The 22,445-nt window shown below is 60.7% G+C and carries 25 protein-coding genes and 1 tRNA gene; 6 read left to right on the forward strand and 20 right to left on the reverse strand.

Annotation, left to right across the window (positions count from 1 at the left end):
- Positions 1-199: 199 nt before the first annotated feature.
- The 11 genes from ACK2SD_RS15590 to thrS form a co-directional block, all read right to left on the reverse strand.
- The gene (locus ACK2SD_RS15590) at positions 200-439 is read right to left on the reverse strand and encodes a hypothetical protein (RefSeq protein WP_412460252.1); all 240 of its coding nucleotides are present in this window, start codon (positions 437-439) and stop codon (positions 200-202) included.
- A 34-nt stretch (positions 440-473) separates the two neighbouring features.
- Positions 474-737 carry a hypothetical protein gene (locus tag ACK2SD_RS15595; RefSeq protein WP_029613143.1) on the reverse strand — a complete coding sequence of 88 codons (264 nt, stop codon included), beginning with the start codon at positions 735-737 and terminating at the stop codon, positions 474-476.
- Between the two features lie 411 nt (positions 738-1,148).
- Positions 1,149-1,225 (reverse strand) — tRNA-Pro (locus tag ACK2SD_RS15600).
- A gap of 100 nt (positions 1,226-1,325) precedes the next feature.
- The gene (locus ACK2SD_RS15605) at positions 1,326-1,682 is read right to left on the reverse strand and encodes a MerR family transcriptional regulator (protein WP_009394050.1); all 357 of its coding nucleotides are present in this window, start codon (positions 1,680-1,682) and stop codon (positions 1,326-1,328) included.
- On the reverse strand, positions 1,663-1,965 hold the full coding sequence (ihfA, locus tag ACK2SD_RS15610) for an integration host factor subunit alpha (RefSeq protein WP_029613142.1): 303 nt from the start codon (positions 1,963-1,965) through the stop codon (positions 1,663-1,665). The genes ACK2SD_RS15605 and ihfA overlap by 20 nt, the downstream gene beginning before the upstream one ends.
- Positions 1,966-1,969: 4 nt before the next feature.
- A complete protein-coding gene (pheT, locus tag ACK2SD_RS15615) occupies positions 1,970-4,351 on the reverse strand; it encodes a phenylalanine--tRNA ligase subunit beta (RefSeq protein ID WP_412460253.1) in 2,382 nt (793 codons plus the stop codon).
- Between the two features lie 33 nt (positions 4,352-4,384).
- The gene (gene pheS, locus ACK2SD_RS15620; RefSeq protein ID WP_029613141.1) at positions 4,385-5,401 is read right to left on the reverse strand and encodes a phenylalanine--tRNA ligase subunit alpha; all 1,017 of its coding nucleotides are present in this window, start codon (positions 5,399-5,401) and stop codon (positions 4,385-4,387) included.
- A 110-nt stretch (positions 5,402-5,511) separates the two neighbouring features.
- The gene (gene rplT, locus ACK2SD_RS15625) at positions 5,512-5,868 is read right to left on the reverse strand and encodes a 50S ribosomal protein L20 (protein WP_003250671.1); all 357 of its coding nucleotides are present in this window, start codon (positions 5,866-5,868) and stop codon (positions 5,512-5,514) included.
- Between the two features lie 28 nt (positions 5,869-5,896).
- Complete coding sequence (gene rpmI, locus ACK2SD_RS15630) at positions 5,897-6,091, reverse strand: 50S ribosomal protein L35 (RefSeq protein WP_003250667.1); 195 nt, start codon at positions 6,089-6,091, stop codon at positions 5,897-5,899.
- A gap of 61 nt (positions 6,092-6,152) precedes the next feature.
- Positions 6,153-6,704, reverse strand: coding sequence for a translation initiation factor IF-3 (infC, locus tag ACK2SD_RS15635; RefSeq protein WP_205419309.1), 552 nt, complete (start codon positions 6,702-6,704; stop codon positions 6,153-6,155).
- Positions 6,704-8,626: a threonine--tRNA ligase gene (gene thrS / locus ACK2SD_RS15640; protein WP_317870451.1), complete on the reverse strand. Its 1,923-nt coding sequence runs from the start codon at positions 8,624-8,626 to the stop codon at positions 6,704-6,706. Before thrS ends, infC begins: the two co-directional genes overlap by 1 nt.
- Before the next feature lie 328 nt (positions 8,627-8,954).
- Here thrS and ACK2SD_RS15645 point away from each other — a divergent pair, with 328 nt between their 5' ends.
- Together ACK2SD_RS15645 and ACK2SD_RS15650 are read left to right on the forward strand one after the other, a co-directional pair.
- Entirely contained in the window at positions 8,955-9,269 is a 315-nt protein-coding gene (locus ACK2SD_RS15645) for a hypothetical protein (protein WP_412460254.1), read from the forward strand.
- 154 nt (positions 9,270-9,423) lie between these two features.
- Positions 9,424-9,636, forward strand: coding sequence for a cold-shock protein (locus ACK2SD_RS15650; protein WP_412460255.1), 213 nt, complete (start codon positions 9,424-9,426; stop codon positions 9,634-9,636).
- A 61-nt stretch (positions 9,637-9,697) separates the two neighbouring features.
- On the opposite strand, the gene ACK2SD_RS15655 is transcribed toward ACK2SD_RS15650, so the two are convergent.
- Positions 9,698-10,021 (reverse strand): I78 family peptidase inhibitor, encoded by a 324-nt coding sequence (locus tag ACK2SD_RS15655; RefSeq protein WP_039576890.1) that lies wholly within the window; start codon positions 10,019-10,021, stop codon positions 9,698-9,700.
- 268 nt (positions 10,022-10,289) lie between these two features.
- Between ACK2SD_RS15655 and ACK2SD_RS15660 the strand changes: the two genes are divergently transcribed.
- The gene (locus tag ACK2SD_RS15660; protein WP_039576887.1) at positions 10,290-10,502 is read left to right on the forward strand and encodes a hypothetical protein; all 213 of its coding nucleotides are present in this window, start codon (positions 10,290-10,292) and stop codon (positions 10,500-10,502) included.
- On the opposite strand, the gene ACK2SD_RS15665 is transcribed toward ACK2SD_RS15660, so the two are convergent.
- The 7 genes from ACK2SD_RS15665 to ACK2SD_RS15695 form a co-directional block, all read right to left on the reverse strand.
- Positions 10,474-11,493, reverse strand: coding sequence for a nucleoside hydrolase (locus ACK2SD_RS15665; protein WP_412460256.1), 1,020 nt, complete (start codon positions 11,491-11,493; stop codon positions 10,474-10,476). The two genes, ACK2SD_RS15660 and ACK2SD_RS15665, sit on opposite strands and share 29 nt — an antisense overlap.
- Positions 11,494-11,560: 67 nt before the next feature.
- Positions 11,561-11,965, reverse strand: a complete 405-nt coding sequence (gene rbsD, locus ACK2SD_RS15670; RefSeq protein WP_029613135.1) for a D-ribose pyranase — start codon at positions 11,963-11,965, stop codon at positions 11,561-11,563.
- Positions 11,962-12,870, reverse strand: coding sequence for a ribokinase (rbsK, locus tag ACK2SD_RS15675; protein ID WP_412460257.1), 909 nt, complete (start codon positions 12,868-12,870; stop codon positions 11,962-11,964). The genes rbsD and rbsK overlap by 4 nt, the downstream gene beginning before the upstream one ends.
- A gap of 9 nt (positions 12,871-12,879) precedes the next feature.
- On the reverse strand, positions 12,880-13,902 hold the full coding sequence (locus tag ACK2SD_RS15680) for a LacI family DNA-binding transcriptional regulator (protein WP_412460258.1): 1,023 nt from the start codon (positions 13,900-13,902) through the stop codon (positions 12,880-12,882).
- Positions 13,903-13,905: 3 nt separating this feature from the next.
- Positions 13,906-14,901, reverse strand: coding sequence for an ABC transporter permease (locus tag ACK2SD_RS15685; protein ID WP_039576874.1), 996 nt, complete (start codon positions 14,899-14,901; stop codon positions 13,906-13,908).
- The gene (locus ACK2SD_RS15690; RefSeq protein ID WP_412460259.1) at positions 14,898-16,451 is read right to left on the reverse strand and encodes a sugar ABC transporter ATP-binding protein; all 1,554 of its coding nucleotides are present in this window, start codon (positions 16,449-16,451) and stop codon (positions 14,898-14,900) included. Before ACK2SD_RS15690 ends, ACK2SD_RS15685 begins: the two co-directional genes overlap by 4 nt.
- 51 nt (positions 16,452-16,502) lie before the next feature.
- Complete coding sequence (locus tag ACK2SD_RS15695; protein WP_039576869.1) at positions 16,503-17,456, reverse strand: sugar ABC transporter substrate-binding protein; 954 nt, start codon at positions 17,454-17,456, stop codon at positions 16,503-16,505.
- Between the two features lie 319 nt (positions 17,457-17,775).
- On the opposite strand from ACK2SD_RS15695, the gene ACK2SD_RS15700 reads away from it, so the two are divergent.
- From ACK2SD_RS15700 to ACK2SD_RS15710, 3 genes are all read left to right on the forward strand, one after another.
- Positions 17,776-18,867, forward strand: a complete 1,092-nt coding sequence (locus ACK2SD_RS15700) for an asparaginase (protein ID WP_039576867.1) — start codon at positions 17,776-17,778, stop codon at positions 18,865-18,867.
- Positions 18,868-19,066: 199 nt separating this feature from the next.
- A complete protein-coding gene (locus ACK2SD_RS15705) occupies positions 19,067-19,306 on the forward strand; it encodes a DUF1654 domain-containing protein (RefSeq protein ID WP_295487755.1) in 240 nt (79 codons plus the stop codon).
- Between the two features lie 57 nt (positions 19,307-19,363).
- The gene (locus ACK2SD_RS15710; RefSeq protein WP_029613132.1) at positions 19,364-20,335 is read left to right on the forward strand and encodes an endonuclease; all 972 of its coding nucleotides are present in this window, start codon (positions 19,364-19,366) and stop codon (positions 20,333-20,335) included.
- 43 nt (positions 20,336-20,378) lie between these two features.
- Here the strand turns inward: ACK2SD_RS15710 and ACK2SD_RS15715 are convergent, their stop codons facing one another.
- Complete coding sequence (locus ACK2SD_RS15715; protein ID WP_412460260.1) at positions 20,379-22,229, reverse strand: polyurethanase; 1,851 nt, start codon at positions 22,227-22,229, stop codon at positions 20,379-20,381.
- Positions 22,230-22,445: the final 216 nt, after the last annotated feature.

A 22,445-nucleotide genomic window follows, 5' to 3' on the forward strand; every position in this document is an offset into this window, starting at 1 on the left:
AGCGGCTGATGGATGGGGACTCTGGCTGAAGTCGTTGTGGGCTTGGAGTCGTGAATAAGATGAACGTACCTTCATCCGTGCAGGGCACGCACAGCGCTCAAAAATGCAGATCGAGCCGTAGGTATCAAAACGCGAACCAGTGAAAAGGGCTGCAATGCAGCCCTCTTGCAACATAGGGATCAATGATCAAATCTGACGGTCAGCCCGGCTTCTGATGAGACAGGGCTTTCTCTGCCTGGTCAGCACATTTCTTGTAATCACCAGACTTGTGAGCCTCTTTTGCCTGCTGGTGCTCATGATGGCCATTACCTGTGAAGGTAGCTTCAGTGGCATCTTTCAGTTTGTCCAAAGCAGACTCGCACTTGTGGCGATCCTCTTTGGCCATTGCGATACCAGGAAGCAGAACTGCGCAGAACAACAGTGCTAAGGTCTTCTTCATAAGGCAGTTTTCCTTGATCGACTAAGCGGTAAGATCAGAGATGCTTTTTGGCTTCTTTGTCGAGGTGCTTGTCTTCTTTGTGGCGCTCTTTGTCGTCGTGCTTCAAACCTTTGTCGATCTCCTTGTCGTCGTGCTTGACGCCCTTGTCGATTTCTTTGGCATCGTGATCGACACCACGGTCAACGTCACGGACGCCGTCTCGAACATCTTTGGCAACATCGCCTTCGGCATGAACGAGCGAGGTGGCCATGAGCGCGCTGAAAGCGACAGCGGTGAGGGTCAAGGTCCGTTTGAACATAGGTACTACTCCTTACAGGTATTGAGAAATAGGGATATGTCATCTGACCGTAGACAAGATTCGGAGGGCGTCAAGGGAGCTGTCGTGTTTGCTATAGGTCCATTTGCTCCACAGTAGGCATCCGCTCCCGACTGAGGTACAGATGCCGCGCTCTCACGGGGTGCGAGCACTATCGATCCACCTCAAAAAAGGATCGGGAAGATGGCGAGACAATAGCCGGGTACATCACGGAGAACATGACCAAAAGCTAATAGAAGGGGCACGAGGATGTGCTCGTGTCTGGGGTCGAAGCGAACTTCGATATGGGTGACAATGCTTGAAAAGATTGCGCAGGTTGTGCGCGGCTTTTGTGCACAAAAGCCCATAAAAAAATCCAGCCACCGCTAAGTGACTGGATTTCTTGGAGTATTTTGGTCGGGACGGAGTGATTCGAACACTCGACCCCTTGCACCCCATGCAAGTGCGCTACCGGGCTGCGCTACGCCCCGACATCATTCTCTATACCGCTGAGAACGGTGAAGAATTTAACCTAACCTTTTGAATAATGGAAGCTTTTTTTCAAAAATTTTCCATCGCTCAGTCGACAGATCACTTCTTCAGCACCACCAGCACATCCTCCAACTCGACAATCATCTGCCGAATCAGCTGCTTGTACTGGGTCGTATCATCCTTGGCCTCATCACTGGAGAGCCGCAAGCGCGCCCCGCCAATGGTGAAGCCTTGGTCATACAGCAAGGCGCGGATTTGCCGAATCATCAAAACGTCCTGACGCTGATAATACCGCCTATTACCGCGACGCTTGACCGGATTAAGCTGCGGGAACTCTTGTTCCCAATAACGGAGCACGTGCGGCTTTACCGCACAGAGCTCGCTCACCTCACCAATGGTGAAGTAGCGTTTCCCCGGAATGGGGGGCAGCTCGTCGTTATGACTTGGTTCCAGCATAGGCCTCAACCCGGGCTTTCAGTTTCTGCCCTGGACGAAAGGTGACGACACGGCGAGCGGTGATCGGGATCTCTTCCCCGGTTTTGGGGTTGCGGCCCGGCCGCTGGCGTTTGTCGCGAAGATCGAAGTTACCGAAACCGGACAACTTGACCTGCTCGTTCTCTTCAAGCGCATGACGAATTTCTTCGAAAAACAGCTCGACCAGCTCCTTGGCCTCGCGCTTGTTCAGCCCCAGCTCCTCGTACAGCCTTTCGGCCATCTCAGCTTTCGTCAGAGCACCCATGCCGTTATTTCCTTAACGTGGTGTTCAACCTGTGTTCGAGCGAGGTGAGGATATTCTGCAAGCTGGCGTTCACCTCATCGTCGTTAAGAGTGCGCGATGGATGCTGCCAGGTCAAGCCGACCGCCAGGCTTTTTCTATCAGGATCAATGCCTTTACCCTGGTAGACATCAAACAGCCTGAGGTCTGTGAGCCATTCGCCTGCATTGTCACGAATCAATTCAAGCACCGCGCTCGAAGCAACCTCTCGGCCTGCAATCAATGCCAGGTCGCGACGGGTTTCAGGGAACTTGGACAGCTCGCTGAACTTCGGCAAGCGGCCTTCGACCACATCGCCCAGCACCAACTCGAAGACGAACACCGGACGCTCCAGACCCAGCGTCCTGGCCAGTTCCGGATGGATGGCGCCCACATAGCCCACTTCCTTGCCGTCACGCTCGATACGGGCGGTCTGACCAGGGTGCAGGGCCGGGTGGTTGCCTGCGCTGAAGGTGAAGTCGGACAGCGCACCCGAGTAGCCCAACAGAGCCTCGACGTCGGCCTTGACATCGAAGAAATCGACGCTATCACGGCCGTTGGCCCAGCCTTCTGGCAGGCGACTTCCAGTCATCACGCCGGCAATCATCGGTTGCTGTTTGAGGTCGCCCAGTTGTCCAACGAAGCGCAGGCCGCTTTCGAACAGACGCACGCGATCTTGCTGGCGGTTGAGGTTATGCTGCAGCGCCTTGATCAGACCCGGCCACAGCGACGCGCGCATGGCGGCCATGTCGCTGGAAATCGGATTGGCCAACAGCAGCGGTTCGACACCTGGCGTGAACAGCTCGAACAACTTGGGATCGATGAAGCTGTAGGTGATCGCTTCTTGGTAGCCGCGGGCCACCAACAGACGACGCAGAATCGGCAGCTCGCCGCGGGCTTCCGAACGGGCCTTGGGTGCCAGGCGCGCTTGTGGATAGCGCACGGGCAGGTTGTTGTAACCGTACAGACGCGCCAGCTCTTCGATCAAATCGACTTCAAGGCTAATGTCGAAACGATGACTCGGGATCTGGACAGTCCACACCCCTTCCCCATTGGACTGAGTTTTCAGCTCCAGGGCATTGAGCAACTGCTCGACCTGGGCAGGATCCATGTCCATGCCGAGCATCTGGCTGAGGCGCTCAGCGCGCAGGGTGACCGGCGCGACCTTGGGCAGGTGTTGCTCGCTCACGGCTTCGACAATCGGGCCGGCCTCACCGCCTACGATCTCCAACACCAAGCCGGTAGCACGCTCCATGGCTTCGCGGGCCAGTTGCGAATCGACTCCACGCTCGAAACGGTGCGAGGCATCGGTGTGCAAGCCGTAGGAGCGCGCCTTGCCAGCGACGGACACGGGCTCGAAGAACGCGCTTTCCAGGAATAGATCGCGGGTTTTCTCAGTATTGACGCCACTGTGCTCACCGCCCATCACACCCGCGATGGCCAGGGCGCGCGAGTGGTCGGCGATGACCAGCGTGTCGCTACGCAGTGCAACCTCCTGACCGTCGAGCAGAACCAGCTTCTCGCCCTCCTCGGCCATGCGCACGTGGATGCCACCATTGATCTCGGCGAGATCGAAGGCGTGCATGGGCTGGCCGAGCTCGAGCATGACGTAGTTGGTGATGTCGACAGCGGCGTCGATGCTGCGCACATCACTGCGACGCAGGCGCTCGACCATCCACAAGGGTGTGGGTTTGCTCAGGTCGACGTTACGGATGACGCGCCCCAGATAACGCGGACACGCGGTGGGGGCGCTGACTTCGACCGGGCGTACTTCGTCATGGACTGCCGCCACGGCAGGCACCACTGGGCGGGTGACCGGGACGTCGTACAGGGCGCTGACGTCGCGCGCCAACCCCGCCACCGACAGGCAATCGCCACGGTTGGGGGTCAGGCCAATCTCGATACTGGCGTCATCCAGGCTGAGGTACTGGCGGATGTCTTCGCCCACAGGCGCATCGGCAGCCAGCTCCAGCAAACCGTCGTTTTCTTCGCTGATCTGCAGTTCAGCGGCCGAGCAGAGCATGCCGAACGACTCGACGCCGCGCAGCTTGGCCTTCTTGATCTTGAAATCGCCCGGCAGTTCGGCGCCAATCATGGCGAAGGGGATCTTGATGCCGGGGCGAGCGTTGGGCGCGCCGCAGACAACCTGGAAAGTCTCCTGGCCGTTGCTGACCTGGCACACACGCAACTTATCGGCGTCCGGATGCTGTTCGGTGGCGAGAATCTCACCCACCACGATACCGCTGAACTGGCCAGCCGCCGGCGTAACACTGTCGACTTCCAGGCCGGCCATGGACAGGCGGGCGACCAGTTCGTCACGGGAGACATGCGGGTTGACCCAACCGCGCAGCCACTGTTCACTGAATTTCATGCTGTTCTCCTGAAGATTGCGTCGAGGTGTGGCCTAGCGGAATTGCGCCAGGAACCGCAGGTCGTTGTCGAAGAACAGACGCAAGTCGTTGACGCCATAACGCAGCATGGCGAGGCGTTCGACACCCATGCCGAAGGCGAAGCCGGAGAATTCTTCGGGATCGATTCCGGACATGCGCAGCACGTTCGGGTGGACCATGCCGCAGCCCATCACTTCCAGCCAGCCGGTCTGCTTGCACACACGGCAGCCTTTGCCGGAGCACATCACGCACTCCATGTCGACTTCGGCGGACGGCTCGGTGAAGGGGAAGAACGAGGGACGGAAACGCACCGCCAGTTCTTTCTCGAAGAACACCCGCAGGAATTCCTCGATGGTGCCCTTGAGGTCGGCGAAGTTGATGTCGCGATCAACCAGCAGGCCTTCGATCTGGTGGAACATCGGCGAATGGGTGATATCCGAGTCGCAGCGATAGACCCGGCCTGGGCAGACGATGCGGATCGGCGGTTGGCTGCTTTCCATGGTGCGTACCTGCACCGGCGAGGTGTGGGTACGCAGCAACATGTTGGCATTGAAATAAAACGTGTCGTGCATCGCCCGGGCCGGATGGTGGCCGGGGATGTTGAGCGCTTCGAAGTTATGGTAGTCGTCTTCGACCTCTGGACCTTCGGCGATGCCGTAGCCGATATGAGTGAAGAACTGCTCGATGCGTTCAAGGGTGCGGGTGATCGGGTGCAGGCCACCGGTGGTCTGGCCACGACCTGGCAGCGTGACGTCAACGCATTCGGCGGCCAGGCGAGCGTTCAGCTCAGCTTCTTCGAAGGCAGCCTTACGGGCGTTGAGCACGTCGGTGACGCGTTCCTTGGCGTCGTTGATCAGCGCTCCGACCTTGGGGCGCTCTTCGGCGGGTAAGTTGCCCAGGGTCTTCATCACCTGGGTCAGTTCGCCCTTCTTGCCGAGAAATTGGACCCGGATCTGTTCCAGGGCATTGATGTCTTCAGCGCGCTCCACGGCCTCAAGGGCCTGGGAGACCAGCGCGTCCAGGTTTTCCATGTACAGACTCCAGATACGAAAATAGGGGAAGAGCTTTGAAGGCTCTTCCCCTATCGATGACGTTTTACACCCGCCGGCACGGTGTGCCGGTGGATGATTGTCGCGGGTACTTAAGCCAGAACGGCTTTAGCTTTCTCGACAATCGCAGCAAACGCCGCTTTTTCGTTCACTGCCAGGTCGGCCAGAACCTTGCGGTCGATTTCGATCGACGCCTTTTTCAGGCCAGCAATCAGACGGCTGTAAGACAGACCGTTGGTGCGGGCACCGGCGTTGATACGAGCGATCCACAGAGCGCGGAACTGACGCTTCTTCTGGCGACGGTCGCGGTAGGCGTACTGGCCTGCCTTGATGACCGCTTGCTTGGCAACGCGGAATACGCGCGAGCGTGCACCGTAGTAGCCTTTAGCCAGTTTCAGAATTTTCTTGTGACGCTTACGAGCGATGACGCCACGCTTTACACGAGCCATGAGTAACTTCCTCTATCTTTGACCGAAATTAACGTACGCGCAGCATGCGCTCGACTTTTGCCACGTCAGACGGGTGCAGCAAGCTGGCACCGCGCAGTTGACGCTTACGCTTGGTCGACATTTTGGTCAGGATGTGGCTCTTGAAAGCGTGCTTGTGCTTGAAGCCGGAAGCTGTTTTCAGGAAACGCTTCGCAGCACCGCTCTTGGTTTTCATTTTTGGCATGTTGGAACTCCGCATTCGATAAAATTACACAATAATCATCAGGCCTGCCGTGCCCGGGAGATTACTTCTTCTTTTTGGGAGCGATGACCATCATAAGCTGGCGTCCTTCCATCTTAGGATGCTGTTCAACGGAACCGTATTCGGCAAGGTCGGCTTCGACCCGCTTCAACAGCTCCATGCCCAGCTCCTGGTGGGCCATCTCGCGGCCGCGGAATCTCAGAGAGATCTTGGCCTTGTCCCCATCGCTAAGGAAACGTACCAGGTTGCGTAGTTTTACCTGGTAATCCCCTTCTTCCGTCCCTGGACGAAACTTGATTTCTTTAATCTGGATCTGTTTCTGGTTTTTCTTCGCTTCGTTGGCTTGCTTCTTCTTCTCGAAGAGGTGCTTGCCGTAGTCCATCACCTTGCAGACAGGCGGGACAGCGTCGGCGGAAATCTCCACCAGATCCAGCTTCGCTTCATCAGCGATTCGAAGCGCTTCATCAATCGAGACGATGCCAATCTGCTCGCCGTCAGCGCCAATTAACCGAACCTCGCGTGCCGAGATATTCTCGTTGATCGGGGCTTTCGGTGCAGTTCGTTTATCGTTTCTCATTTCACGCTTAATAGTCATTACTCCGATTCTTGGCGACCACGCCGGGAAACCGCATGCGACAGGAGCTCAACGAACTGGGCGACGGGCATGGAGCCCAGGTCTGCGCCTTCGCGAGTCCGCACAGCGACGGTTTGCGTTTCGACTTCGCGATCCCCTATAACCAAAAGGTACGGGACCTTGAGCAAAGTATGCTCGCGGATTTTAAAGCCGATCTTCTCATTTCTCAAGTCGGACTTGGCACGGAAACCGCTACCGTTCAGGGATTTTTCCACTTCAAGGGCAAAATCAGCCTGTTTGTCGGTGATGTTCATGATCACCGCCTGGGTCGGCGCGAGCCAAGCCGGGAACACACCAGCATAGTGCTCGATGAGCATGCCGATGAAGCGCTCGAACGAGCCGAGGATGGCGCGGTGCAGCATCACCGGACGCTTGCGCGCATTGTCTTCGGCGATGTAGCTGGCGTCCAGGCGCTCCGGCAGGTTCGGGTCGTACTGCAGCGTACCGCACTGCCAGTTACGACCCAGGCAGTCGCGCAGGGTGAACTCGATCTTCGGACCGTAGAAGGCACCCTCGCCTGGCTGGTACTCCCACTCCAGACCGGATTCATTCAAGGCGTCTGCCAGCGCACCTTCAGCGCGATCCCACAACTCTTCGGAACCGACGCGCTTGACCGGACGAGTGGACAGCTTCATGGCGACATCGGTGAACCCAAAGTCTTTGTACACGTCCAGGGTCAGCTTGATGAAGTCGGCCGCCTCCTTCTTCACCTGCTCTTCGGTGCAGAAGATATGTGCATCGTCCTGCACGAAGCCACGCACACGCATGATGCCGTGCAGCGCACCCGAGGGCTCATTGCGGTGGCACGCACCGAATTCCGCCAAGCGCAGCGGCAGGTCACGGTAGGACTTCAGGCCCTGGTTGAACACCTGCACATGGCAAGGGCAGTTCATCGGCTTCACCGCGTAGTCACGATTCTCCGACGACGTGGTGAACATGTTCTCGGCATAGTTGGACCAGTGCCCGGAACGCTCCCAAAGAATACGGTCGACCACTTGCGGGGTCTTGATTTCCTGGTAGCCGTTCTCACGCTGAACCTGACGCATGTACTGCTCGAGTACTTGGTACACCGTCCAGCCGTTGGCGTGCCAGAACACCATGCCTGGAGCCTCTTCCTGCAGGTGGAAGAGGTCGAGCTGCTTGCCGATCTTGCGGTGATCGCGCTTTTCAGCTTCTTCGATACGCTGGATATAGGCCGCCAACTGCTTCTTGTCAGCCCAGGCGGTGCCGTACACACGCTGCAACTGCTCATTCTTGGCATCGCCACGCCAGTAGGCGCCAGACAACTTGGTCAGCTTGAACGCTTTGAGGAAGCGCGTGTTCGGCACGTGCGGACCACGACACATGTCGACGTATTCTTCGTGGTAGTACAGGCCCATGGCCTGTTCGTCCGGCATGTCTTCGACCAGACGCAGCTTGTAGTCTTCGCCGCGGGCAGTGAACACATCGATGACATCGGCACGTGGAGTCATCTTCTTGACGACGTCGTAGTCTTTGTCGATCAGTTGATGCATGCGCTGCTCGATGGCGGCGAGGTCCTCGGGCGTGAAAGGACGCTCGTAGGCGATGTCGTAATAGAAGCCCTCGTCGATCACCGGGCCGATCACCATCCTGGCGGTGGGGTACAGCTGCTTCACCGCGTGGCCAATGAGGTGGGCGCACGAGTGACGGATGATCTCCAGTCCCTCTTCGTCTTTGGGGGTGATGATCTGCAGGGTGGCATCGCGTTCGATCAGGTCGCACGCGTCGACCAGCTTGCCGTCTACCTTGCCGGCCAGGGTGGCCTTGGCCAGGCCTGCGCCAATGGAGGCGGCGACTTCGGCTACGGTTACGGCCTTGTCGAATGAACGTTGACTGCCATCGGGAAGAGTAATGGTGGGCATGGCGCCTCCTCTCCTAGTGGTGACCCCTACCAAAGGTCACGTGGGTTGGGATGAGCCAGTACAAGATCCGACCTGACTTTCCCGTGGGAGAGCCTGCCTCACAGTGGCAGAAGCCTTTCGGCCTTTCAGGGACGAACCAGAGTGACTGGAAAAAAGTTGCGAGCTGCAAGGGTTGAGCTGCAAGCCGGGCATGCTAGCACGCAGGTTGCGGATATCGCAGAAATATTTGGAAATTACACGGCAGGGGTGAACTTGTGCGGAAAAAACCCTATCAGACGGACTGAAGCATCCTACTCTTGATGAGACCTAAACCAAGGAGTGTCTGGTTATGCGAGTTCAGTCTCTTCTGGCCGCGTGCGCTGCGAGCGTCTTGCTGCTGCCGCTGGCTGCCCATGCAGGTAACTTCCCACCAGGCGGGGAACAGGAGTTCATGGCTAAATGCCAAGTGGCCGCCACCGCCCGGGGGGTGAGCGCGACTGAAGCCAAGCAGCACTGCGAATGCGGCGCGACCGCCCTGAAAGCGAAGCTAAGCGACAAAAAAATCCAGGATCTCGACAGCAATAACGGCGTAGATGTGTCGTTGAAGCAAGAGGCGGAGAATGTTGTGAAAGCGGCCTGCAGCAAGGGCGAAGATAAATCCTGACACGCCGCTGGTCACGCATTCTTTGCGGTAGATCAGTATCGAGCTAAGGTAAACGGCGCTACATAAGCAGAATTAGACTATGATGTTGCCGGTGCGCATGTAGCCCCGGCCACATTGCACCACTGAAAAACTAAATGTTCTGGAGATTCACCTCATGTCCAACCGCCAACAAGGCACCGTCAAATGGTTCAATGATGAAAAAGGCTACGGCTTCATCACCCCAGCTGGCGGCGGCGACGACCTGTTCGTTCACTTCAAGGCCATCGAAACCGACGGCTTCAAGAGCCTGAAAGAAGGTCAAACTGTTTCCTTCGTCGCCGAAAAAGGCCTGAAGGGCATGCAGGCTGCTCAGGTTCGTCCGGAGTAATTCGGTCGCTGCAGAAAAAAACCCGCCTTCATCGGCGGGTTTTTTTGTGGGCGACTGTCACTCAGCCACAGTTGGCGCGTACCACTCTGCCCTGCTGATCGACATTCAGGTTCAGACGCTCGGAACGGTACTCAAGCGTAACCACGTCCTGCGGCTTGAGGATTCGCGCGATCTGCGCACCACTGGCTTTGCGTGCCTGCTCGAGCAGCTCTGGCGTGCCGGGCTTGCCAACAGTGAAGTCGGCGCCGCTGGCGCTGCAACGGCCATCGCCGCCTGCTGCGGCAACAGGGGCAGTACCGGCAGCATCAGACGAGCCACCAGTGCTGCAGCCGGCCAGTGCCGCTGCAACCAGCAGGGCTGCCAGGGAAACGCGAGTACGGAACATGAATCCTCCTAATCGATCTTGGGAACTGTCATATGCGACCGTGATGCTTACAGTTCGTTGCAAAACCGCCTAAGTCTGCCTCAGCCCATCAAGCGAAGCGAAATGCAATCGTGACGGGATTTTGCATCGCACCCTTGGTGGCAGCACGCTGGGGACTTATGCTTAGGTCGCAGCGCGCCGACAGCACAGGCATGGTCTACTGGCGCGCCGTGGAGTGCGTCAGCCTCCTCCCTCCGACCCAGGCTCCAGCAGCTTCGCGAGTACATCCATGAACAGCCACAGTATCGTCGCCGACATCAAGGTCAAATGGGCCGAGGGCCAAAGTGCCTACAGCCCAAGTACACCGGAGGAGCTGCTGTTGATCGCCGTCGACCTGCTGGTACGCGAACGCGGTGGGGAAGCGGCACGCGGCTTCATCGAACAGGTGTTCGAGCGCTACGCGCCGCAAACGATCATTTCAAACGAGCCAGGCGCGCGCTGAGCAGGTCGAAGAAGCCCTGCGCATTGCCCTCTTCGATCCAGTTCACATTAGCCGGCTGCTCCAGCACGCCATACCAGTCGGCCACCGTCTGACCGAAGGTCGGCCCTTCACGGCTGTCGACGCTCATGTGGACCTGCCGCCCACTGAACAGCCCCGGGTCCAGCAGGTAAGCAATGACTGTGGCATCGTGCACGGGGCCGCCGGTCATGCCGTATTTGTCGATGTCGTACTGAATGTAGGCATTGAGAATGTCGACCACCTTGTGGCTGGCGTCGTTGCCAACGGCGGCCAGTTGCTTGAGCCGTGCATCGCTGGTGATGATCTTGTGGGTCACATCCAGCGGCAGGTACGTCAGCTTGACGCCACTGGCCAGCACCACCTCGGCCGCGTGCGGGTCAGCATAGAGATTGAACTCTGCCACTGGGGTGATGTTGCCGCCGTTGAAATGGGCGCCGCCCATCACCACCACTTCCTTGATGCCCTTGACGATCTCCGGCTTCTGGATCAATGCCAGGGCCAGGTTGGTCTGCGGGCCGAGCATGGCCAGGGTAATGCTGTGGGGCTCAGCCGCATCGAGGGTATCGATCAGGTATTGCACAGCATTGCCGTTGGCCAGCGGTTGACGCGGCTCATGCACGGCGACACCGGTCAAGCCCTCTTCGCCGTGGACGTTGGCCGCGTAGATCGGCGTGCGCACCAGTGGCCGCCCTGCCCCGGCATACACCGGAATGTCTTCGCGCCCGGCCCACTCGCGGGCCAGGCGGGCGTTGCGCGAAGTCTTGTCCAGGCGCACGTTGCCAGCGACGGTGGTGATAGCGCGGATCTTCAGTTCCTCTGGCGAGGCCATCGCCAGGAACAGCGCCACCACATCATCGGCACCGGGGTCGGTATCGATGATCAAATCGCGCGGGGCGGCGAAGGCACCGGTGGCGGCTATCGTGGACATCAGCACTGCTCCTTGTAGCAAACGTCTGATTTTTTCGATCGACATTCAGCTCGTCTCCTTCAGCTTGGTTAACAACTCCGACCCGGCAAGCGGACCGCACGAACAATACGGTTCAAAAAGTCACACCGGCAATCAACGCGATGTTGCTGTAGGGCTTGCACTCACCACTGCGAATCACCGCCCGCGCCCGTCGGCTGAGCACCTTGAATGCCTCGTGCGACAGACGCTCGCGCGCGCCCAACAGCCCCAGCGCATGCTGCTCCTCGACCGCCACCAACCCCGGCGGCGAAGCCTGGAACATCTCATCAGCCAGCACATGCCGCTCTACCTGCATCTCACTGAGCACCACACGCAGCACGCTGGCAAAATCCGGAATGCCTGGCGTCAAGGCCAGATCGATCACCTCGACTCCCGGCGGCACGGGCAGACCGGCATCGCCGATCACCAGCACATCGCCGTGACCCAGTCCGGCGATGGTGCGCGACAAGGCGATATTGAGCAACGCGGTCTTCTTCATGGCGCCAGCTCCGCAAGATGCGGGATCGAAGGCTGCGCCCCCACGCGAGTGACCGACAACGCCGCAGCGCGCTGGCCGCGCACGATCGCTTCACCCTCCTCCAGGCCGCAGGCCAACCCGGCAGCGAATCCGCCGACGAAGGTGTCGCCGGCCGCCGTGGTATCCACAGCATTCACCCGATTCGCCGGGAAGTGCCGGTCACCTGCTGCGCTGACAAACAGCGCACCCTGAGCGCCGAGCGTCACGATGACCTTGCCCGCCCCCCACTCACGCAGGCGCTCGGCCGCACGACGGGCGCTGTCCAGGTCCGTGACTGGCAGGCCGGTCAGTGCCTCGGCCTCGCTCTCGTTGGGAATCAGGTAGTCGATATGGGCGAACCAATCTGTCGGCAGTTGGCCGCTGGTCGGTGCTGGATTGAGAATCACCGTCTTGCCCAGTTCGCGGCCGCGGGCCAATGTCCAGGCGACCGTGGCCGGCGGCACCTCCAACTGGCAGACAACCACCTCGGCTTGCTGCAGCAGGGCGTCAAAGCGCTCTACCGACTCGGCGGTCAACTGACCGTTGCCACCGGCAATGATGACAATCGCATTCTGACTTGCAGCATCCACCACGATCAGCGCCAGACCGCTGGACACGCCTTCGCAGATGGCCACCGCCTGGCAATCGACACCTTCGTCCTGCAACGCTTGGCGCAGTTGCTGGCCATAGGCATCGTCTCCGACATTACCGATCATCGCTACGCTGGCGCCCAGACGCGCCGCGGCCACGGCCTGATTGGCGCCCTTGCCACCGGGAGCGGTGAAGAAACTGTCGCCGGCGAGGGTTTCACCGCCTCGCGGCAAACGCTCGGCACGGGCCACCAGGTCCATGTTGAGGCTGCCGACCACTACGACCTTGGCATGCATGGGTGTTCCTTAACGGTAATCATTGAACAGATCCGGGCGCGGCCCGGTGGATTCGCGCAGCACGATGCGCGGCGCGACGATACGTTGCTCACCCGCCTCGCGGCGCAGGGTGACGATGCGCGACAGCAGCAATTGCGCAGCACTGTCACCCAGCTCACGGATCGACTGGCCGACCGTGGTCAGCGGCGGATACACATAACGGCTGAGCTCGATGTCGTCGAAGCCGATGACCGACAGTTGACCCGGCACGTCGATGTTGCGCTCGGCCGCCGCCCTCAGCACGCCGAAGCCGATCATGTCGTTGCCGGCGAAGATCGCCGTGGGCCGCGCACCATCGAGCAACTGCGCGGCCGCTGCGTGACCACCAGGGCTGGTGAAGTCGCAATGCAGCACCTGCTGCTCGGCGACCGGTAGCCCTGCCTCAGCCATGGCCCGGCGAAAACCGTTGACCCGCAATTGGCTAACCCCGGTATTGGCCGGACCACCGATGCAGGCAATGTCGACATGTCCGAGTTCGAGCAGGTGCTGGGTGGCCAGATAGGCGCCCAGTTCGTGATCGATACGCACCACATCGGTGTCGACGCCCTCCAGCGCCCGGTCGACCATGACGATTGGCGTACGCACGGCAGCCAGGCTCTGGAGCAGGTCCAGATCCTCGCCCACCGAGGCGACGATCAAGCCGTCGATGCGCTTTTCCAGCAGTACGCGCAGGTAATTACGCTGCTTCTTCGGGTCGTCGTCGGAGTTGCACAGAATCACGCAGTAACCGTTGCGCTCGCAGCCGTCCTCGATGCCACGGGCCAGCTCGGCGAAATAGGGGTTGACGCTGCTGGGCACCAACAGGCCGATGGTGGCCGTGCTGCGCGCCTTGAGCGAACGCGCCACGGCGCTGGGCACATAGTCCAGCTCGGCAATGGCGGCCTCGACCTTCAACCGTACCGGTTCGCTGACCGGACGGGTCTTGTTCAGCACATGGGACACGGTGGTGTAGGAAATCCCCGCCAGTGCCGCCACGTCTTTGATGGTAGCCATGGTTCAGTTCCGCCGAGTCGCGCGCCGGCTGCGGTAGGTGTCGAGGACCACGGCGATGACGATCACCGCACCGGTGATGATGCGCTTGGTCGGCTCGGAGGCGCCGATCTGCGCCAGGCCTGCGGCCAGCACGGAGATAATCAGCACGCCGAAGAAGGTGCTGATGATCGAGCCGCGTCCGCCCATCAGGCTGGTGCCACCGATCACCACGGCGGCGATCACCTGCAACTCCAGACCGGAGCCGGCATTGGGGTCTGCCGCCTCCAGGCGGGAAATCTGGAACAACGCGGCGAGCCCGGCGAGCAGGCCCATCAAGGCGAACACCAGCACTTTATAGGGGCGCGGATCGATACCAGCCAAACGCACCGCTTCTTCGTTGGTGCCGATACCGATCAGGTAGCGGCCGAATACGGTGCGAGTGAGCACCAGTTGTGCCAGCAGGATCACCAGCAAGGCAATGATGAACGCCGGCGAGATGCCGAACGCAATGGGGTCGGAGAACCAGGCGAAGGCATCGCCAATGTAGGCAGTGCGCGAGTCGGTGAACTGATAGGCCAGGCCCCGCGCCATTTCCAGCACGCCAAGCGAGACGATGAACGAGGGAATGCGCCAGGCCACGGTCACCGCGCCGGTGATGCTGCCGGCCAGGGCGGCGATGGCCATGCCCAGCAGCGCGGCGGGCACCACGCTCCAGCCCCAGCCAAGAATGGCGACACTGACGGTGGACGCCGCCAACGCCAGCACCGAGCCGACCGACAGGTCGATGCCTCCGATGATCAGCACGAAGGTCATGCCGACCGCCAGCACCATCAGGTCGGGAATCTGATTGGCCAAGGTGCTGAATGTGGCGTAGGACAGGAAATGGCTGCTGAGGAACGAGAACAGCACGATCATCGCCAGCAAGGCGCCCGCCAGCCCCAGGTAAGTGCCCAGGCCGAAGTAGGTGCCGGAGCGGCGAGCCGGCTTGCTGCCAGCGGAGTCGAGGGTGGGAGTTTTCATGCGTCCATCCTGGGAGCTGCCTGATGCAGCAGTGCGTCACGTTTCTGGTAACCGGCGAAGGCAGCGGCGAGGATCTGATCCTGGCTCCAGCCATCACGGTCGAAGGTCTCGATCAGGCGACCGGCCGAGAGCACGGCGATTCGGTCGCAAATCAGCATCAGTTCGCGCAGGTCGCTGGACACCACCACCAGCGCCTTGCCCTGACGCGCCAGCTCGGCCAACAGGCCATAAATGTCGAACTTGGCGCCCACATCGATGCCGCGGGTCGGCTCGTCGAACATCAGCACCTGGCAGTCGCGCTCCAGCCAGCGACCAATCACCACCTTCTGCTGATTGCCCCCGGACAGCTCACCCACCGCCTGGGCTGGGCTCGCGCTACGGATACGCATGGCGGCGATCTGTCGTTCAGCCAGTCCGCGCTCGGCTTGTGCGTCGAGCACCCCGCACCGGGACACTGCCCCCAGGTTGCCTAAGGCCACGTTGGCGCTGATCGAGTGCGGCAGCAGCAAACCTTCGCCCTTGCGGTCCTCGGTGATCAGGGCAATCCCCGCGCGCACGGCGGCCTTCGGCGAATCGATGGTCACCGGGCGCAGGGGCTGGCCAAGCTGAATACAGCCGCTGTCGGCACGATCAGCGCCATAGATCAGCCGCAGCAGTTCGGTGCGCCCGGCACCGATCAGACCGGAAATGCCGAAGATCTCCCCGGCGCGAACCTCGAACGAGACATCGCGCACTTTATCGGCACGATTCATGTGTTCGACCTTGAGCAGCGGCGCGCCGATCTCCCGGCGACCCAGGTCGATATGCTCGCCCACTTCGCGGCCGACCATCAGGTTGACCAGCTCGTTGCTGCTGTAACGGGCGATCGGCTCGGCGCACACCAGCTTGCCATCGCGCAACACGGCGATGCGTTGCGAAACCCGCTGCAGCTCTTCCAATCGATGGGAAATGTAGACGATGGCCACGCCGCGCTGACGCAGACGCTCGATCTGGGTGAACAGCAGCTCAACTTCGCGAGCCGTGAGCATGGCCGTGGGCTCGTCGAAGATCAGTACGTGGCAATCGCCAATCAGGTTGCGGGCAATTTCGACCATTTGCTGATGGCCGATGCCCAGCTCGCCGACCGGAGTATCGGGATCGATGGCCTCCAGCCCCACCTGCGCCATGGCCGCCGTCGCCAACTGGCGCAGGCGCTTCTGGCTGATCCAGCCGGCGCGACTGGGCAAGTTGTCAAGGAACAGGTTCTCGGCGACGGTCAGGGTCGGCAGCAGGTTGAGCTCTTGCATCACCATGCGCACGCCGAGCCGCTCGGCCTCGCTGCGGCTAGCCGGGCTGTAGGGCTGGCCGCGGTAGCTCATGTGCCCGGTGGTCGGGGTTTCCAGGCCACTGATGAGCTTGGACAGGGTACTCTTGCCGGCACCGTTCTCGCCGGTCAGGGCAAGCACCTCGCCGGCATGCAACTGCAAGGTGACATCGCCAAGCACGGGCTGGGCGTAAGTCTTGCCCAGCCCGCTGACGGCAAGCACCACTTCATTGGCCGATACGGACATGGCCACTTCTCTCCTGAATTGACTCTACGCGCCCCGCGAGGCGCGCAACGGTCACTCGGTGATCAACTTCACCGGGGTCTGGATCACATTGTCGGCATCGACATCGGGCTTCTCGCCTTTGACCATCTTCAGCGCCGCCTGAATACCGAACACCGCTTGCTGGCTGGCGGCCTGATCGAGGGTGGCGAGTACCCGGCCATCCTTGAGCATCGGTTTGATCGCGTTGATGTTGTCGTACCCGACCACCTGCACTTTGCCGGCCTTGCCAGCCGCGCGCACGGCCGAAACCGCACCCAGCGCCATGCTGTCGTTGCCGGCCAGCAGCGCTTTGAGGTCGGGGTATTCATTGAGCATCGAGGCGGCGACCGCATTGCCCTTGTCGATTTCCCAGTTGCCGGACTGCACCGAGACGATCTTCATCTGCGCAGCGTCCATCGCATCCTTGAAGCCTGCGGTGCGCTGCTGAGCATTGGTGGTGGTCGATACGCCTTCGATGATGCCGACTTCATCGCCAGCCTTGAGTTTTTCCTTGACCAGGTACTCGCCGACCATACGTGCACCCTTGCGGTTGTCGGGGCCGACGAAGGGCACGCTGATACCCTTGCTCTTGAGCAGCTCAGGATCGAGGCGGTTGTCGATATTGATGACCACGACGCCGCGGTCCATGGCTTTCTTCACGGCCGATACCAGCGCTTTTGAATCGGCCGGCGCGATGACCAGCGCCTTGGCACCCGCATTGACCATCTGTTCGACGATGCGGATTTGCTCACCGGTGTCGGTTTCGTTCTTGATACCGTTGGCGATCAGCTCGAATTCATCGGCATGGCTTTTCTGATAGTCCTTGGCGCCGTCTTCCATGGTGCGGAAGAACTCATTGGCCAGCGACTTCATGACCAGCGCCACTTTCGGTTTGTCTTCGGCGTGCGCCGCAGGCAGCGAGACGGCAAGCGAGAGTGTGGAGAGTACGGCAATGGCCAGCAGACGGCCGGGGAATGGCAATTTCATGGAATCAACTCCGAATCTTGTGTTTTTTATCGGATCGCAAACGTTTGCGTTCGCTCACTATGAGAACGGTGGTCTGTTTTGTCAAATGACATCGCGCCAGACGCTTGCCGCTGCATTCACGGAGTTTATCCGCCTGAAGAGTCGGAATGCCGAATAACTTTCATCGAACCGTTCGGGACTTCGAACATAAACAGCAGCGGGGTCTCACGGGTAATCACTGCCCTGTCGCATTTGGGCTCACACTTCCCGCTTTGGTACGGAACATGCCTACATTGCAGCGCGAATAAAACAACCATCTCATTTGGAAGAGAGAAGAAAAATGCAGACCGCAGCACTCAAGACCCTCGCCCCCACTGCCCTCGCCCTGCTCCTGGCCCTGCCGCTGTCGGTCAGCGCGAAAGAAGCCGAGCAGCAGCAGAAGCTCGCCAACGTGGTCATTCTCGCCACCGGCGGTACCATCGCCGGTGCCGGCGCCAGCGCAGCCAACAGTGCCACGTACCAAGCCGCCAAGATGGGCATCGACAAGCTGATCGCCGGCGTACCGGAACTGGCCGACATCGCCAACGTGCGCGGTGAGCAGGTGATGCAGATCGCTTCGGAAAGCATCAGCAACGACGACCTGCTCAAACTGGCCAAGCGCGTCGCCGAGTTGGCCGACAGCAGCGACGTCGATGGCATCGTCATCACCCACGGCACCGACACCCTGGAAGAAACGGCCTACTTCCTCAACTTGGTGGAAAAGACCGACAAGCCGATCGTGGTGGTGGGCTCCATGCGCCCGGGTACCGCGATGTCCGCCGATGGCATGCTCAACCTCTACAACGCCGTGGCTGTGGCAGGCGACAAGCAGTCGCGCGGCAAAGGCGTACTGGTGACCCTGAACGACGAAATCCAGTCCGGTCGCGACGTGAGCAAAGCGGTCAACATCAAGACCGAGGCCTTCAAGAGCGCCTGGGGTCCGATGGGCATGGTGGTCGAGGGTAAATCGTACTGGTTCCGTCTGCCGGCCAAGCGCCACACCCTCAACTCCGAGTTCGATATCAAGCAGATCAGCAGCCTGCCCCAAGTGGACATCGCCTATGGCTACGGCAACGTGACCGACACCGCCTACAAAGCCCTGGCCCAGAACGGCGCGAAGGCGCTGATCCATGCCGGTACGGGCAACGGCTCGGTCTCGTCGCGGGTCGTGCCGGCCTTGCAGGAACTGCGCAAGAATGGCGTGCAGATCATCCGCTCGTCCCACGTCAACCAAGGTGGTTTCGTGCTGCGTAACGCAGAACAACCCGATGACAAGAACGACTGGGTAGTCGCCCACGATCTGAATCCGCAAAAAGCGCGGATCCTGGCGATGGTCGCAATGACCAAGACCCAGGACAGCAAAGAGTTGCAGCGAATCTTCTGGGAATACTGATTGCCAATGGGCGCAAGGCTGGTGCATCGGGCACTGGCCTTCGCCTCATCGACCTGTCGAGTGGGCGAACCTACGCCAGCGCTCACCCTGCCCTCTACCATCAGCAGCTACAAAACCTGAGCTTATACCCGACACGCTGTTGCGAAAAAACTGACGGTGAAATACTGTACGCACATACAGCAAAACAAGGAAAAGCTCCATGGCCAGTCCCGCCGCTGCGCTCAGCAGCTACGCGCAATTGGGCACCCGTATCCAGAAGATCATCAACAGCCCCATGGCCCAACGCAGCCGCGCCGCGCTGATCTTCCGCCTGGAACATGAGTCGCCCGACGATTGGGAAACCCTGCTCGGAGAAATTGCCGAGAACGACAACGTCACCCTTGCCCACCGCGACGATGGTGGCATCCAGATCTTCTGGACCGTTCCCAAGGACGACTGATACTGCCTGCCTTACCCCACCTCCCCCGACTACCGAACGATGATGTTGCGTTGACCCATGAAAAGACTGTTGTCCGTTGTTGCCCTGCTCCTGTTCGTCACCACCCCCGCCCTCGCCGCCCCTCCAGCGACCTTCGCTGAAGCCAAGGTGGTCGCCAAACAAAAGATTTACCTCGACCAGGCCAGCAGTGCCATGGGTGACCTGTACTGCGGCTGCCAATGGACCTGGGTGGGCAAATCCGGCGGGCGCATCGATCCCGCCTCCTGCGGCCTGCAGCCGCGCAAGCAAGCCAACCGCGCCGAGCGCACCGAGTGGGAGCACATCGTGCCCGCCTGGACCTTCGGCCATCAGCGCCAGTGTTGGAAGAACGGTGGCCGCGAGCACTGCGTGGACGACGATCCGGTGTTCCGCGCCATGGAGGCCGACCTGTTCAATCTGTATCCGGCCGTAGGCGAAGTGAATGGCGATCGCAGCAATTTCAACTACGGCATGGCTTCTGGAGTCGGGCCGCAGTACGGCCAGTGCAAGACCCGCGTGGACTTCAACCAACGGGCTGCCGAGCCGCGCGACGAGGTCAAGGGCTTGGTGGCGCGTACCACCTTCTACATGTTCGATCGCTACGGCCTGAACATGTCGCGCCAACAACAGCAACTGCTGATGGCCTGGGACAAGCAGTACCCCGTCTCAGCGTGGGAGCGTGAACGCGACGGTCGTATCGCTGCGGTCATGGGCCATGGCAATCCGTTCGTCAGCGGCGAGCGACGCTGGGTCGCTGGCTACAAGACCGTCGGCGATGGCGTGGTCAGCCGCCTGCCCGACACCCCGGCCAAACCCTCGACCCCGACGCCGCAGCCCAAGGCGGGAACGGGGTCGGCTGGCATGATTGTCGGCAACCAGAACAGCCGGGTCTATCACCTGCCCACGGGCTGCCCGAGCTATGGCCAGGTATCGGCGAAGAACCTGGTGACATTCGAATCCGAGTCCCAGGCCCAGTCGGCGGGTTATCGCAAGGCCGGCAACTGCCGCTGAGCGCTGGGAGCGATGATTCGAGGGCCGCTTGGCGGCCTTTGGATCAGGCGATGACGACCTGTCCGTCGGCCAGCCCGTGGCTGGCGACGCCCACCAAGGTCACGCTGTCGGCCCCGAAACTGAGCAGCAGATCATCGCCCGCCCGGCTCAGGTGATCGCGCCAGTCCGGCAGCGCAGTCCCCCCCTCCACACCGATGAACACCAGTCGATCCTGCGCGCTGAAGTCCAGCACACGATCCTGGCCGAAATGCCCGCTGAACAGGAAGGTGTCGCGTCCAGCACCGCCACTGAGCATATCGTTGCCGGTGCCGCCGATCAGTACGTCGTCGCCGGCACCTCCTGCCAGCCGGTCATCCCCGGCCAAGCCGAACAACCAACTGCCCTGCGAACCGGCCTGCAGGTGATCGGCGCCCTGGCTGCCTTGCAGCGACAGCGCGTAGGGTTCGACTTTGCCGCTGCTCAGTAGCCCCTGCTCCGTCACCGCATGGGACACCTCCTTGCGCAGGAGCATCAGGCTGGCTTCTTTGCTGACCAACGTCTCGACGTTGCGCACCAGGCTGATACCGCCGGCGGCATCGCGCACGTAGAGCGTGCCCTGGCCATCGCGGGCAATTGCAAAGCTGGCCAGCGCATGGTCGAGCTGCAAGGTGTCATGACCCGAACCACCGTCGATCATGTTGAAGCCGCCGCCATCGCGGAAGGTATCGTTACCCGCGCCGCCGTCCAGGTAATCGTTGCCGCGTCCGCCCTGGATCAGGTCATCCTGGCTGGAGCCGACGATGAAGGTGCTGCCAGTGTGAGGCTCGGCATTGCGATTCAGATCCTGGACCCAGGTCGAGCCGCGGGTGACGTCGGACAAGTTACTGACCACAACGGTCGAGTCGCGGCGGGTCCATTGATAGAACGGCGAATCGACGACCCTGCTCAGGCCGTCGGTGTAGGCACCCGGCAGGTGCGAAAGCCAGGTGGCGATGTTACCGATGGAGAACGGCAGCAGATTCCAGGCGTCGGAAGCGTAGTGATCGTTGAAATTGACGAGGTTATCGGTGGTCGAGGGCTTGGCGGCATCGTGCACGCCCAGCGTGGCCCAGGTCACCGAGGTGCCGTCGAGCACGCGGAACACCGGATCGTTCTCGTAGCCGATGTTGAGCACTTGGCTGGCATCGGCAGCCTGGGTCGGCGAGGCAAAGGCCAGATAGCGGGCCTGCTGATAGAAACCGTCCCACCGGCTGGCGCTCAGGTCGGCCAGACTGTTGACCGCCAGCCCGCCCAGGCTGTGTCCGGTGACGGTGATGTCCGCGCCGGTGAGGCCATGGGCACGGGCCAACGTGGCGACATCGCCGAGCAGGCGATCGAAGGCGTTGCCAGCATAGTTACGCGCATAGTCGGCCGGGCCAATGGCAGCCAGCAGGTCGTTGATGGCATCGCCGAGGGTATCGCCGATGAGGTTTTCCCGCGGGCCGCTGGTGCCGCGAAAGGCGATACCGATGGCACTGAGTTGACCCTCGGCGCCGTAGCGACCCAGCACCTCCACCTGCGCGCTGGTATAGCCCGCCGCCTCGCCATGGAACGTGCCACGGGCATCGGTCTTGCCCTGATAGCCCAGTTGCGCGGCGCTGATCGGCGTCCATCCGGCGGCTTTGACCTGCGCCAGGGCGCGGGCTTCGGCATCGGGGTTCCAGGGGATGCCAGGGATCACGCCTTGGCTGTCGGTACCACCGATCAGCGCCTTGACCAACGTCGCCGGCAAACCCAGGCCGAAGCCGTGTTTCTGGTAGCCGGCGATGAAGCCATCGTCGATGGCGTGATACGCGTAACTGGCCAGCATCAAGGCGTCTTTGAACAGCGCAGATGAAGTCGCGGAGTCGAGTTGACGGTAATCGAACAGTGGCATGGGTGACGTCCTTGTAATGAGACAGAGGAAAGGCCCGGTGACATCGTCCACTGACACATCCGGGTCATCTGGTAACGCTGGCACGAGACCGGTGAGTCAGCCAACCCTGCGGCACTGACGTTCATGCCAAATCCAAGGACATATTCGCTGACTGCAAAACTGTACATACATACAGATAAAGCTTGCGTGAGCGCGTTGGCTTGCCCATCCTAGCGT

It is taken from the genome of Pseudomonas sp. SC11 (genome assembly GCF_047039205.1).
In the GTDB taxonomy this organism is placed as follows: Bacteria; Pseudomonadota; Gammaproteobacteria; order Pseudomonadales; family Pseudomonadaceae; genus Aquipseudomonas; species Aquipseudomonas boreofloridensis.

Bases quoted from the DNA above. Each gene is read 5' to 3' on its own strand.
- ACK2SD_RS15590 (WP_412460252.1), bottom strand. From the start codon at position 439: ATGAAGAAGACCTTAGCACTGTTGTTCTGCGCAGTTCTGCTTCCTGGT.
- ACK2SD_RS15595 (WP_029613143.1), bottom strand. From the start codon at position 737: ATGTTCAAACGGACCTTGACCCTCACCGCTGTCGCTTTCAGCGCGCTC.
- ACK2SD_RS15605 (WP_009394050.1), bottom strand. From the start codon at position 1,682: ATGCTGGAACCAAGTCATAACGACGAGCTGCCCCCCATTCCGGGGAAA.
- ihfA (WP_029613142.1), bottom strand. From the start codon at position 1,965: ATGGGTGCTCTGACGAAAGCTGAGATGGCCGAAAGGCTGTACGAGGAG.
- pheT (WP_412460253.1), bottom strand. From the start codon at position 4,351: ATGAAATTCAGTGAACAGTGGCTGCGCGGTTGGGTCAACCCGCATGTC.
- pheS (WP_029613141.1), bottom strand. From the start codon at position 5,401: ATGGAAAACCTGGACGCGCTGGTCTCCCAGGCCCTTGAGGCCGTGGAG.
- rplT (WP_003250671.1), bottom strand. From the start codon at position 5,868: ATGGCTCGTGTAAAGCGTGGCGTCATCGCTCGTAAGCGTCACAAGAAA.
- rpmI (WP_003250667.1), bottom strand. From the start codon at position 6,091: ATGCCAAAAATGAAAACCAAGAGCGGTGCTGCGAAGCGTTTCCTGAAA.
- infC (WP_205419309.1), bottom strand. From the start codon at position 6,704: ATGACTATTAAGCGTGAAATGAGAAACGATAAACGAACTGCACCGAAA.
- thrS (WP_317870451.1), bottom strand. From the start codon at position 8,626: ATGCCCACCATTACTCTTCCCGATGGCAGTCAACGTTCATTCGACAAG.
- ACK2SD_RS15645 (WP_412460254.1), top strand. From the start codon at position 8,955: ATGCGAGTTCAGTCTCTTCTGGCCGCGTGCGCTGCGAGCGTCTTGCTG.
- ACK2SD_RS15650 (WP_412460255.1), top strand. From the start codon at position 9,424: ATGTCCAACCGCCAACAAGGCACCGTCAAATGGTTCAATGATGAAAAA.
- ACK2SD_RS15655 (WP_039576890.1), bottom strand. From the start codon at position 10,021: ATGTTCCGTACTCGCGTTTCCCTGGCAGCCCTGCTGGTTGCAGCGGCA.
- ACK2SD_RS15660 (WP_039576887.1), top strand. From the start codon at position 10,290: ATGAACAGCCACAGTATCGTCGCCGACATCAAGGTCAAATGGGCCGAG.
- ACK2SD_RS15665 (WP_412460256.1), bottom strand. From the start codon at position 11,493: ATGTCGATCGAAAAAATCAGACGTTTGCTACAAGGAGCAGTGCTGATG.
- rbsD (WP_029613135.1), bottom strand. From the start codon at position 11,965: ATGAAGAAGACCGCGTTGCTCAATATCGCCTTGTCGCGCACCATCGCC.
- rbsK (WP_412460257.1), bottom strand. From the start codon at position 12,870: ATGCATGCCAAGGTCGTAGTGGTCGGCAGCCTCAACATGGACCTGGTG.
- ACK2SD_RS15680 (WP_412460258.1), bottom strand. From the start codon at position 13,902: ATGGCTACCATCAAAGACGTGGCGGCACTGGCGGGGATTTCCTACACC.
- ACK2SD_RS15685 (WP_039576874.1), bottom strand. From the start codon at position 14,901: ATGAAAACTCCCACCCTCGACTCCGCTGGCAGCAAGCCGGCTCGCCGC.
- ACK2SD_RS15690 (WP_412460259.1), bottom strand. From the start codon at position 16,451: ATGTCCGTATCGGCCAATGAAGTGGTGCTTGCCGTCAGCGGGCTGGGC.
- ACK2SD_RS15695 (WP_039576869.1), bottom strand. From the start codon at position 17,456: ATGAAATTGCCATTCCCCGGCCGTCTGCTGGCCATTGCCGTACTCTCC.
- ACK2SD_RS15700 (WP_039576867.1), top strand. From the start codon at position 17,776: ATGCAGACCGCAGCACTCAAGACCCTCGCCCCCACTGCCCTCGCCCTG.
- ACK2SD_RS15705 (WP_295487755.1), top strand. From the start codon at position 19,067: ATGGCCAGTCCCGCCGCTGCGCTCAGCAGCTACGCGCAATTGGGCACC.
- ACK2SD_RS15710 (WP_029613132.1), top strand. From the start codon at position 19,364: ATGAAAAGACTGTTGTCCGTTGTTGCCCTGCTCCTGTTCGTCACCACC.
- ACK2SD_RS15715 (WP_412460260.1), bottom strand. From the start codon at position 22,229: ATGCCACTGTTCGATTACCGTCAACTCGACTCCGCGACTTCATCTGCG.